Origin of the sequence: Acinetobacter celticus, assembly GCF_001707755.1 — a bacterium.
Classification (GTDB): domain Bacteria; phylum Pseudomonadota; class Gammaproteobacteria; order Pseudomonadales; family Moraxellaceae; genus Acinetobacter; species Acinetobacter celticus.
In genome coordinates, this window is sequence record NZ_MBDL01000008.1 from 29,356 (window position 1) to 41,932 (window position 12,577).

Genomic DNA, 12,577 nt, shown 5'->3' on the forward strand with positions numbered 1-12,577 from the left:
GAGCTGTCTATTTTTAGTTTGCTTTAAATAGCCTAAGCAACTAAATTATTTTTAATAAATAGCAATTGATTAAATAACACCATGACTCCATTATTTAGTTATCTAAATATGTATTCAGCCACTTTAAAAATGATCCTCAATTACGACATTCATAAAAATCAAAATTCACAAAAATTTCCTATTGTTTTTATTCACGGGCTATTTGGTAGCTTAAGTAATTTAAGTATGTTGGCACGTGAATTTTTAGACACACATACTGTGGTTCAGCTAGATGTGCGTAATCACGGAAAATCTGCTCAGTCATCAGAAATGAATTATGATCTTATGGCACAAGATGTACTCGAAACATTGGACGAATTAGGTTTATCGCATGTTAGCCTCATTGGGCATTCTATGGGCGGGAAGATTGCTATGCGTGTCGCAAACTTAGCACCAGATCGTATTCAACATTTAGCTGTTTTAGATATTGCACCATTTGCTTATCAGCAAAATCATCATGATCAAATTTTTAAAGCATTATTTGCCGTAGAACAGGCAACCATACAAACGCGACAACAAGCCATTGAAGTCATGAAACAATATTTGTCTGAAGAGATGGTCATTCAATTTTTATTAAAATCTTTTTCAAAAGGTCAGTGGCTGTTCAATGTACAAGCATTGTATGACCATTATGTAGATATTATTGGCTGGAATATGCAGTCCGAATGGCAAGAACCTGCATTATTTTTACGTGGTACGGCCTCACCTTATATTGGTCAACCTGAATATGTTGATGCAATTTATCAACAATTTCCATATGCAAAAATTGTTGATATAGGTGGTGCAGGGCATTGGCTTCATGCTGAAAAAACGGTTGAAGTTTTAGAGCAGTTACAACACTATTTAAACGCTTAAATATATTATTTGGATGCTAAAAAACTCTCAGTTTGTAGCTGACCTTCAGAGGTCAGTTGCTTCGCCATTTCAGGTGTTTTTTTCAAACCGGGCATTCTATATTCAGTATGACCATAATCTTGAATAGATGTCCAACGTCCCCCCCAAGTTAAACCTACAGATTCAGCAACTTGACCATATAATTGATAGCCACGCATGGCCCATGGGTCACGTTCGGAAATGACGACTTTACCATTTCGTTTAAACGCAACATCTGCGGCTAATCCGAATTGATGGTAACTTTGAAAACCCCGAGCACGAGTTGTATTAATATTTGTGGCCAAAGCATTTTGACGATCTGGACTACGATAACCCTCTAATAGAACCATTTCATAGCCATGTTGCTCACGCATCATTTTAAAAACCATCAGTAAACGTTGTTTATAGCGCGGATTAATTTTATTCCATTTACGGTCTGCAGATGTCACATTACTTAAGTCATAAGCAAAAATATGCTCATCTTGAGAGTCTTGTTCAAATGTAGGGCCAATTTGAGCAGCAGTTATAGTTGCTACAGAAGTTTCTAACGACATAGCATCATAAATTGCATTTTGAATCAGTACTTCATCCACTTCAGGCGGAACATCGAGTACTTGTCCATCTAACATTGCATAAATTTGTGGATCAGCTTTTTTCAGATAATCGGCTTCTATTGTAGATGCTGTAATTGGACGCGTAAATGCATAAAGCAACAGACTAGAAAAGAGTAAAAGTCCTGCAATTAAAACCCACCACTGTTGCACATGCCAGTGTGATTGAATTTGATTGGACGAAGCTGCAAGATTCAATTGATATGCAAATTGCTTAAATAAAAACAACTTTTTCTTACAATATGGAATAAAATTTTCGGTTGCGTTCAGTAATTTATTTCTAAATTCATAGGACACCAACAATCCCATGACAAATGTCAAAATAATAAAACCACACGCTATAGCAAAAATCATGGTGTGATAACAGTATCTTTAACGGGCAATTCCGTTTTTGTCACCGTTATTTGTACAGAGCCTTGTGGGCTTTCAATTTCAGGCTTTTGCACAACAGTTATTTGATTCGATTCTTTAGTCGCATGAGCTTGTGCAAGAACTTGTGGTTGTTTTACGGCGGTATTAGGCTTTGGTTTAGCGCTTGGTGGAGATGATTTTTCTAAATTTTTCGCAATGACAGTTTCTGCTACTGCTAAATTTTGTTTAGTGGTAGGCGTATCAGATTTCTGGTGTTTAAACGCATTAACCAAATCCTGTTCAAAATTTTGATGGTTTTCAATTACATTGAGGTGTGTACCATCTCTTCTATCTACGTCAGAATTTTTTGTAGCTTGATCTAGCTGAATTTCAGGCTCTACTTGTGTATTTTTATGCTCAGAGGACACTGTATGTTGAATGCTATTTTGTTTATATGTTGCAAAATTTAAAGATACAATGCCTAAAAAACTCATAAAAACAACGCCTCCAAGAAAACCTAGGCCACTATGAATAACTGGAGAGAGATTATTTTTTTTAGTTAATTGCAGTATGCGAACAGTATTTTGTTTTTCATTTGCCATTTTATTTTTGTCTTATGGTAAATGAATCGTGATATACGCTTGCTCTGCTGGTGCAGAAATAACATTTTGGTATTTTTCTAAACTGCTACTTCCTTGATGCAAAATCATATATTTCAAACCAACAAAAGTGGCTAAGGCAAAGACAAACCAAAAAATTAAAATCCAGAAAAAAGGTAATTCACGATGAATAATATGTTTAATTTGATCTGGTAATGATGCAAATGGCGAAAAAGAAGCTTTCTTTCCTTTTAGAAAATCAATTTCATCACCGACTCTTGTCGCCAGTACATTTAAATTTTCAATAGAATCTAAGCGATATTTACCATGAAAGCCTAATAACATACAATAATGATAAACTTCTAAAGCCATCAGTCGCTCTTTTCCTTTACTACGAATTTCATCCATTGTTTCAAAAAAACGGTAACCCGCTAGTTGCGAACCAAATAGGCTAAGTTGTAAAGGGCACATCATCCAATTATTTTGTAAATCGAAAAAACGGGCATCTTGTTGCGTTATGATCGTTTCATCGAGTAAAGCGCAATAAGCATATTTAGCATCTTGAATATCATCATAATTAAATTGCAATTTACGCGCCTGACTTTCAAAACGGTTAAGAAGATTTAAAATTTTTTCCCGAAAATTTTCTACATTCGATGGCACATATTGGTTTTTTAATAAAAATACAATGTAGAAACCATCATGCATTAAATCGACCAAGTTGGTTGTATGCACGTTTTTATGGTCAATCGTCGGTATTGCCAACTGACCAATTTGACCATCATCAAAAAGTGACGGCGCATGAGTATTCATATTCATCAAAAATTATCCATTGATAACTGCAATTAATTCAATAGCAATGTCTTGGAAACCACTTGGGATATAGACACAAAGCGTTTCTGAATCCAACATTCGTTGATATAAGTCACTATTCGGTTCAATTTCAAAATAACTGACACCCGAGCGCACAGGAATAGCCGTCGGCACTTGCACTAAATGTTGTATCGCTATTGCAGGTAAGGCTGCCACAACGCGTTGTTCTACATCGATGGTGCTACCAACTTTAAAACGTAAAGGTACATACGAAATAAGATCATGCATTGGCATGGCCACGCTAGAAACAGCTAAGTATAGTCGGGTCGTTCGGCTAATTTTGTCTGATTCTAAACTCCCCATCCAATATGATGGTCGAGTCTCTTTGAGGGAAATACTGATATATCGATTAGAAATAATCGTATCGAGTAAATCACGCAAAATACTATCCAGTTGTACAAAACTTTCTTCTAAATTGTTGTGCTTATATTGGGGAAGTTGGTCTATTTCATAAGCTGTAGAGAAGGTCAGTAAAGATCCTGTTAATCTGAGTAATTCAAAAAAGAGCCGTTCAGGATGAATATGTGGATATTGCAATAGGTGACTTAAGGTTGCATGTGCTGTATTTAAGGCATTGACCAACCAAAAAGAAACAATATCGCCAGAACGAAACTCAATCAACTTTTGCTCATTTTCACGGTTATTTGCTTGGATGGCTTTAATTTTGGCTTTAATAATATTTAAGGTTCGTTTCAAGTTAGAACTGACTGCTTCACACGAATCAATATGCAGAACAGGTGGAATAAACTTATCATCTAAAACAAAGTTTCCTGAACTTTGACGTTTAATGCGACCAATAGACAAATATAAATAACCATCTAATTGTTGTGGCTCATAGCTAAGCTCGAACAGCTTAAATTCAGCACGGCGTCGCAATAACGTAATGTCGGCAGCGTTAGCATCGGTAAATAGATCATGTGTTTCCGTTAAATGTGAATGGTAACGACTAGATTGGCTATTGGCCTCAAAATTAACGTTCTTTTTATTCGCTTGTAAAATCGGTAAGGCCAAATAAATCTGCATTTCACCTTTTAAATTCAGTATGTCTAGTAAAATTGGTTCAGGTAGTAAATCTTGAGCAGGGGCTTGATAAATTTCACCATCTTGCCAAATCATATTGATTTTACTTAAAGCCAAAATATTAGTATTAAGTAAAGATTCATCAAATTGAAGAACTTGGATACCATATGCAAAAGGAATGGTCGCACGTACAGTATAATTCAGGCGTTGCTCATGATAGGCATCTTGTAGTTGAAAATGCTGCGGACGTAAAAATAAGCCTTCACCCCATAAAATTTTTCTGCTTTAAACATAGACCTTATCCATCATTATTTATATCACGGGTATTTATTTGTACACCTAATAATTCATGTACAGTTTCTAATGGGTTTTCATTTTTGAGTACTTGCGATAACCATTCATGTAATGGCATCTGACTCCATTTAATGGTTTTTTGTAGCATATAACTTACAGGGCTATGTGGTTCATTTTCTTGGAAATAATCAGCAATATTTTGAAGTACATGCATGGCTTGTTCACGGTTCGCGAGATGACCTTGCTGTTGAGGCTGAAAGTTTGGCTGTATTGAAATATTTTTTTGTAGATGATGAGACGGCATAGATTCTGTTGACATTTCTATATCAGCCGTCATTGCGTGCTCAGGTTGCATATGATTAACAGCATCTATTTTATATATTTTTTTTAAGGTCAGATGGATCGTTTCAATTTGTGAATCAATCGATGCAAAACTTGGCGCATCTAAATGCATTAAATGATCCAAAACGTCTTTTAGCTGTTGCCACTGATTACCAATATCCAAAAATTGTTGATATTTCTGATATTGGATTGATTTAGAGGTTTTAAACAGCGCCTGCTCAAATTGTTCCTGAGTATTATTGGGTGTTTCGCTTGGACTATCCTCCTGATACGTTTTTAATTTTTGATTCTGCTGATGAAGTAAATACTCATAATCCGAGAGCGTATAAGTAAGAGAACCACTCACTATATTTACAGCTTTGAGTGAAAGAGGAATTAAATTAATTAAGCCCTGTAATAAACCAATTCTTTGATCTAAATCATTTTCTTCAATTTCAGGATGTAGGTGTTCCCAATAATGACTTAAACTTTGCTGTGTGAGTTCAAGGGCTTTTGCAATGCCTTCAAAACCATATAAATGTGTCCAAGCTTCTAAAAGCCAAGTATACAAACGAATATCTTTGGTCTTTTCAGTTAAAAGTTCAATAGATTTATTCTGAATAAAGGCCCAGTCAGCTTGTTTCGATTCCGAAATCCAATCGCCTTGCTCTAATAACGGATCATCCTGAATTTTTGCTTTTTTAATTGCATGAAAATCATGAGAAAATGAGCAGTCGATACCACATGGATGGTCTTCAGCAATAGGCTGTAATAAACAAGTCAGTTCTAAACTCATAGTTTGCCTTAATAAGTTTTAAGTTGTTGTTGGTTTTTTAGTTTTCGTTTTTTTAACTGTTTTGGTATTTGGATCTAATACATAATAAATTTGCTCATTTTTAACAGTAATTTCAATTCTCTTTGGAATTTTTTGCTCACTCATTGCCACCAGAATTTTGGTTGCCAGTGCCGGTAAAACCGTCGAATTCAGAATGTTATCTACATTACGCGCACCACTATCAACTTCTGTACAACGGCTTAAAAGTAATTCAATCAAATCTTGTGTATAGACAATCTGAGTCTGATATTGTTTTTCAATTCGAGTTGTTATTTTCTCTAATTTCGAATGGATAATTCGAAAAAGTAGATCGTCATGTAATGGAAAATAAGGTATCAAGCGCAGTCGACCCAAGAATGCAGGCTTAAATTGTTGATATAAATGCGGTTTAAGTTGATCTATTAATTCTGGTGCGCTTGGCCAATTTTCCATAGGATGATTTATACATGCCCGCATAATGGCACTTGATCCTGTATTCGATGTGAGAAGAATAGTCGTATTTTTAAAATCAATAATACGACCTTCACCATCTTCTAGCGTACCTTTATCAAAAACTTGGTAAAACAACTCTTGTACATCGCTATGTGCTTTTTCAATCTCATCTAAAAGCACTACACTATATGGATTACGACGTACAGCTTCTGTTAAGACTCCTCCTTGACCATAGCCAACATAACCTGGCGGAGCACCTTTCAAGGATGAAACTGTATGTGCTTCTTGATATTCAGACATATTAATTGTAATCAGATGTGATTCACCACCATATAATTCATGAGCAAGGGCAAGGGCGGTTTCGGTTTTTCCAACCCCACTTGGGCCGAATAACATAAATACACCTTGCGGTTTATTCGGATCCTCTAATTTTGCCTTGGATGTTTTAATCCCTTGTACGAGCTGTTGTACTGCATAATCTTGTCCCATAACGCGTTGTGACAATTTTTGTTCGAGTTTCAATATTTGTTGAATTTCATCCTTCATCATTTTTCCAACCGGAATTCCTGTCCAATCAGAGATAATCTCATTGATAATTCGGGCATCTACTCGCTCAAAAACCAGTGGTGATTCTCCCTGAAGATGCGTTAATTTTTGTCTTAAATTAAGAATTTCTGCACATTGCCTATTTTCTAATTGTAATTGCTGAATATTTTGAACTAATTTCAGCTCTAATTTCCATTGAGTTTCAACGTCTACAATAGTTTTTTCTAAGGACTCAATATTGGTTTGGAGTAACGCTAAGCGTTCATGATGAATAGGTAAATTCTTATTTTCATTGGCTAAAAGCTGATATTCTAAATTTAAATTATGTAATTGAGCAAACATTTGAGCTAATTTTACAGGCATAGTATTTTGGGTGAGTGCAACTCGTGCTGTTGCTGTATCCAAGATACTTATTGCTTTGTCTGGTAATTGTCTGGTAATTGTCTGCCAATAATATAACGATGTGAAGAGTGAACGGCTGTCATAATCGCCTCATCATCTATCTGTAAATTAAAATGCTTCATCATTACAGGAACCACGGCGCGAAGCATAGCAATCGCAACATCCTCAGTTGGTTCTTCAACTTTAAGCATTTGAAAGCGACGGCTAAGTGCAGCATCTTTTTCAAAATATTGTTTATATTCAGCCCAAGTTGTGGCGGCAATGGTACGTAACTCCCCACGGGCCAATGCAGGCTTTAATAAATTAGCAGCATCATTTTGTCCTGCTTGGCCTCCAGCACCAATAAGGGTATGTGCTTCATCAATAAATAAAATAATTGGGTGGGGCGATGATTTTACTTCATTAATAACCAGTTGTAGGCGATTTTCAAATTCACCTTTAACACTGGCACCAGCCTGTAATAAACCTATATCTAGAACATGAATTTGAACATTTTTTAGGATATCTGGAACTTCATTTTTTGAGATTTTAAGGGCTAGACCTTCAACCACCGCAGTCTTTCCAACACCAGGTTCACCAACAAGAATTGGGTTGTTTTGGCGACGGCGCATTAAAATATCAAGCATCAAGCGAATTTCAAATTCTCGACCAATAACAGGATCAATTTCTCCTTTTAGTGCTTTTTCAGTTAAATTAGTTGCGAACTGATTCAAAGCTGGTGTGTTGGTCGGTTGTAAAAAATGACTCTCTTGTAGGATCTGTTCTGGGCCAGAAAATTGATTTTTGCTTTCAATGCTATTGGTACATAAGTCTAGAAATTTATGCTTCATCGTATCAATAGGGAAAAGTTCAAAAAGTGATGACATCCGTATCGCAATTTGTTGTAAGTCATGCGCAGTGAGTAATGCAACCACCAGATGGCCACTGCGAATCATTGGATCTTGTTCAGCAGAGGCGAGTAACCATGCTTGTTCTAATAAGCGAACAATCGACTTCGCAAAAATGGGGGTTCTCGTATTGCCTTTTGGAAGTTGAGAAATACTATGTTTTAAATCATTTTCAAGAGTATTTTTAGAAATTTTATATTTTTCAGCTAAAATTTGAAGATCATTTTTATCATGTTGTAACAATAATTCTAACAAAAAATGTTCAACTTCAATTTCGTAATTCTGTTGAGAAATACACGTATTGGCAGATTCTTCTAAAGATACACGTGAATTTGTAGATAATTTTGTAATCAAAATCTTTAAATTATTCATATATTTCTCAATTTTTAAAGTTTGTATATTATTGAAATTATTTTTTAAATTATTAAAAATCAATACTTTGTTTTATTTTTATTTCAAAGTAGTAGCGCATTCTACATATTTTTTTAAAAAATTAACAGTTAATTTAAATTTTTTAGAGCTATGGAATAAAATAAAAGTATTAATTAACTTTTTTGTATTGACTTTTAGGTCGTATTTTTTGTTAAATCTGCAACGTAAAAATAAAAAACAAAAGAAAGAAAACACAAACAATAAAACTCAGTGCTTATCTTTCATAATAATGACTACATATTTCGAGAAAATTTTAGATGCAAATTTTTAAAAATGGTGTTCTATTTATATCACTGATCGTAACTACATTTACGGCGCAGACTATTTTTGCTAAAGAAGCGCCACTTGAATTAAAAAAGGCGTGTCTTAAAAATAATCCTTTGGCTATTGGTGATACTGATCCAGAGTTGATAGACTTGTATAGCCAAATATGTGATAAAAAAAAATATAAAAATCAAGAGATGATTACTCAATTAAGTATTCAAATTGCACAAAAGTATCAAACATTAGGCCAAAATTTAAAGGCTTTACAATTGGTCGACTCACTTCGTAAAAGAAATATAGATAGCCAAGAAATGACGGATATTACTTTTTTAGCGAGCATTGCAATTTCACAAAATGCATTAAATCAAATGCGTACTACTGAATTACGTGCTTTAACAGAAACCACTTATGTACCTGCGAAGCAATTAACTGAAACGATTCGATTTGCTCAGCCCACCGTTGAAAATTATTCAATGAAAAAAGCTGAGAATGCAAACAAACCCAAAATATTCAATAGATCAACTGCAAAAAACAGTGATTTCAAAAAAATAAAAAATACCAGCATGGTAAAAGCCAGTGGGCAAAAGAGTTCTAAACCAAGTAAAACAACAGTTTCTAAAGACCATGTCATTGCTAAAACGACATCTTCTTCAAGTGCATCTCCATTCGATACATTAAATAAAAAATAAGAAAGGAAAAAAATATGGCAAAGCGTGAAAGTGTGCAAAAAAAATTGCAACGAATTCGGCCACCACGTGTCCAGTTAACTTATGACGTAGAAGTTGGCGATGGCAAAGAAATTAAAGAATTGCCTTTTGTTGTCGGTATCTTAGGCGATTTTTCCGCTGCCTCAAAATTAGAAAAAGCCAAACTTAAAGACAAAAAATTTATTAATGTCGATTTAGAAAATATTGATGAAGTGATTGAATCATTAGCGCCACGGGCAAATTTTCAAGTCAAAAACACCTTAACTGAAGAGAGTGGCAATATGTCCATAGATTTGACCTTTAAATCTATGGACGATTTTCGTCCTGAAAATGTTGCTCAACAGGTAGAACCATTAAAAAAATTGGTAATTGCTCGTGAGCGTCTAACCGATTTACGCAATAAAATTTCAAATAATGAGCGTTTAGAGGACTTACTGGATGAGATTCTACAAAATACAGATCAAGTACGTAAATTAAGTGCGGAGGTAGAACATGAGTAGTTTAGCAACGAACTCTACACCTCATATGGTTACTGGTGAATATTCACTGCTTGATTCCATTGTTGAACAAAGTCGGGTGGCTCGGACACATAATGAGCATGATCGTGCTAAAAGTTTAATTGGCGAATTAGCCAAAGAAGTTATGGCTGGAACAATCACAATCTCAGAAAATATGACCTTGTCGATTGATAAACGGATTGCAGAACTTGATGCCTTAATTTCTTCACAGCTCAGCCAAATTATGCATCATGCTGAATTTCAAAAAATTGAATCGACTTGGCGTGGTTTATATTACTTTTGTCAGGAAACCCCATCAAATTCCTTAATTAAGATTCGCATGCTGAATACGACAAAAAAGGAATTAATTAAAGATTTTCAAGGTGCAACGGATTTTGATCAAAGTACACTGTTTAAGAAAATTTATGAAGAAGAATATGGTTCATTTGGCGGGGCACCTTATGCAACATTAATTGGCGATTTTGAGTTTGATCGTACTGCATCTGACATGTACTTGTTAGAGCAAATATCACATGTTGCTGCCGCCGCACATGCACCATTTATTTCAGCGGCCAATCCAGAAATGTTTGGTTTGGAGTCTTTTACAGATATTGACAGACCTAGAGATGTATCTAAAATTTTTGAAACTGCTGAATATGTACAGTGGCGTTCATTCCGTGAAAGTGATGATGCGCGCTATGTAGCTCTCACAATGCCACGGGTATTAGGGCGTTTACCTTATCACCCGAAAGAAGGGACTGCGACTGAAGGTTTTAATTATGTAGAAGAAGTTTCAGGTAAAAATCATCAAGAATATTTATGGATGAATGCAGCTTATGCCTTTGCAACACGCTTAACGAATGCCTTTGATACACATGGTTGGTGCGCTGCTATTCGGGGAGTAGAAGGTGGCGGTTTAGTTGAAGGCTTACCTGTCCACACTTTCAAAACCAATGATGGTGAAGTCGTATTTAAATGCCCGACTGAAATAGCAATTACTGATCGTCGTGAAAAGGAGCTGAATGACTTAGGTTTTATTCCTTTAGTTCATTGTAAAAATACAGATTATGCTGCTTTTTTTGGGGCACAATCGACTCAAAAACCAAAAAAATATGATAGTGATACAGCGAATGCGAATTCTTCTTTATCTAGTCAAATTCAATATATTATGGCGGTTTCAAGAATTGCGCACTACTTAAAAGCAATGATGCGTGACAAAGTCGGAAGTTTTGCTTCAGCTGGAAATGTCGAAGCCTTTTTGAATGACTGGCTTTCACAATATGTCTTATTAGATGACGGCGCTTCGCAAGAGGCAAAAGCTCAATACCCACTTCGTGAAGCATCAGTAAAAGTTGTAGAAAATCCAGCTCAACCTGGGCACTACAAGTCTGTGGTTTTTTTAAGGCCACATTTCCAGTTGGATGAGTTATCAGTGTCTTTGAGACTTGTTACTGAGCTTCCTCAGTCCTCAAATTAATGAGGCAACATATAATAATGTTAAAATAAAATTAGGAAAATCATAATAATGAAAGATATTTACGTACAGTTTCGCGGAAAATATAAAGTCGATGGTGAATCCCGTGATTCAGAACATAAAAGTTGGCTAGAAGTAAACTCATGGTCACATAATATTCGTCAGCCAAAATCGGCAACCTCTTCAAGTGTGGGTGGCCATACAGCTGAACGTGTTGAACATTCTGATATGATTTTTATCAAAGACTTAGACGCAACCAGTCCAAAACTTTGGGAAGCATGTTCTGCTGGTTATACCTTTGATGAGGTTCAAATCGATTTTTATCGTGCAAATGGCGACAAACGAATTAAATATCTGCAAATTAAGTTAAAACATGTCCTTGTTTCAAGCGTAACGCCAAATGTAAATGAAGAGGGCGTACCTCTTGAAACTTTTGGTTTGAAATATGCGGCTGTTGAATGGACTTATAATCAACAGGATATTAATGGGACACAAAAGGGTGCAGTGACGAAAAAATGGTCTCTTTCGAATAACACTGCATCTTATGCAGCATAATTTAGAATTATAGATTAGTAGAGGCTACTATTTATTGGCCTCTACTCCACTTATACAATAATATTAAAAATTAAAATATGAATTTAGATCAGTTATATCCTTATGGTTTTAAAACCACATTATTTGACCGCATGTTGCCGAATGATCAACATGCAAAGAATGGTTTATCTTTACAGGAATTGCGGCAATCTGTTGCCTTGGATTTAGAAGACCTACTGAATAGTAGAGTCGCGAATTTAAATGGAATCATTGATGATTTTCCTTTAGTAAAGCGCTCTATTTTACAATTTGGAATTATTGATTTTGTGGGCTTATCTACAGCAAATCCCACAGACTGTGACAAAATTTGCCAATCAATTGAACAGTCAATTGCCACTCATGAACCGCGTTTAAAACAGATAAAAGTTGAAATGCTAGTAGATGATCATAATACAGGCGCACTATGTTTAAGCATTCATGCTTATTTAAATATACATCCGTTGTATGAGCCTGTCATTTTTGATGCTTTATTAAAACCAACAACACAACAATATATAATATCAACAAGAACTTGAGTAGACGATTT

General features: G+C 35.3%; 10 protein-coding genes and 2 pseudogenes. 6 read left to right on the plus strand and 6 right to left on the minus strand.

What is annotated here, in order from left to right; all coding sequences use genetic code 11:
• Positions 1-129: 129 nt before the first annotated feature.
• Entirely contained in the window at positions 130-894 is a 765-nt protein-coding gene (locus BBP83_RS04365; protein ID WP_068886751.1) for an alpha/beta fold hydrolase, read from the plus strand.
• Between the two features lie 5 nt (positions 895-899).
• Here BBP83_RS04365 and BBP83_RS04370 read toward each other — a convergent pair whose 3' ends face one another.
• The 6 genes and pseudogenes from BBP83_RS04370 to tssH form a co-directional block, all read right to left on the minus strand.
• Positions 900-1,877 (minus strand): M15 family metallopeptidase, encoded by a 978-nt coding sequence (locus BBP83_RS04370; protein WP_068886199.1) that lies wholly within the window; start codon positions 1,875-1,877, stop codon positions 900-902.
• Positions 1,874-2,476: a hypothetical protein gene (locus tag BBP83_RS04375; RefSeq protein ID WP_068886200.1), complete on the minus strand. Its 603-nt coding sequence runs from the start codon at positions 2,474-2,476 to the stop codon at positions 1,874-1,876. Before BBP83_RS04375 ends, BBP83_RS04370 begins: the two co-directional genes overlap by 4 nt.
• A gap of 12 nt (positions 2,477-2,488) precedes the next feature.
• Entirely contained in the window at positions 2,489-3,292 is an 804-nt protein-coding gene (gene icmH / locus BBP83_RS04380; RefSeq protein ID WP_068886201.1) for a type IVB secretion system protein IcmH/DotU, read from the minus strand.
• 6 nt (positions 3,293-3,298) lie between these two features.
• A pseudogene (gene tssK / locus BBP83_RS04385) lies at positions 3,299-4,659 on the minus strand (type VI secretion system baseplate subunit TssK).
• Positions 4,660-4,664: 5 nt separating this feature from the next.
• Positions 4,665-5,777, minus strand: a complete 1,113-nt coding sequence (gene tssA, locus BBP83_RS04390; RefSeq protein ID WP_068886203.1) for a type VI secretion system protein TssA — start codon at positions 5,775-5,777, stop codon at positions 4,665-4,667.
• A gap of 18 nt (positions 5,778-5,795) precedes the next feature.
• A pseudogene (gene tssH, locus BBP83_RS04395) lies at positions 5,796-8,455 on the minus strand (type VI secretion system ATPase TssH).
• A 317-nt stretch (positions 8,456-8,772) separates the two neighbouring features.
• Here tssH and BBP83_RS04405 point away from each other — a divergent pair.
• From BBP83_RS04405 to tssE, 5 genes are all read left to right on the plus strand, one after another.
• Entirely contained in the window at positions 8,773-9,468 is a 696-nt protein-coding gene (locus BBP83_RS04405; protein WP_068886205.1) for a hypothetical protein, read from the plus strand.
• A 14-nt stretch (positions 9,469-9,482) separates the two neighbouring features.
• Positions 9,483-9,986: a type VI secretion system contractile sheath small subunit gene (gene tssB, locus BBP83_RS04410; RefSeq protein WP_068886206.1), complete on the plus strand. Its 504-nt coding sequence runs from the start codon at positions 9,483-9,485 to the stop codon at positions 9,984-9,986.
• Complete coding sequence (gene tssC, locus BBP83_RS04415; protein ID WP_068886207.1) at positions 9,979-11,460, plus strand: type VI secretion system contractile sheath large subunit; 1,482 nt, start codon at positions 9,979-9,981, stop codon at positions 11,458-11,460. Before tssB ends, tssC begins: the two co-directional genes overlap by 8 nt.
• A gap of 48 nt (positions 11,461-11,508) precedes the next feature.
• Complete coding sequence (locus BBP83_RS04420) at positions 11,509-12,012, plus strand: Hcp family type VI secretion system effector (protein WP_068886208.1); 504 nt, start codon at positions 11,509-11,511, stop codon at positions 12,010-12,012.
• Between the two features lie 77 nt (positions 12,013-12,089).
• Positions 12,090-12,566, plus strand: coding sequence for a type VI secretion system baseplate subunit TssE (gene tssE, locus BBP83_RS04425; protein WP_068886209.1), 477 nt, complete (start codon positions 12,090-12,092; stop codon positions 12,564-12,566).
• Positions 12,567-12,577 lie beyond the last annotated feature (11 nt).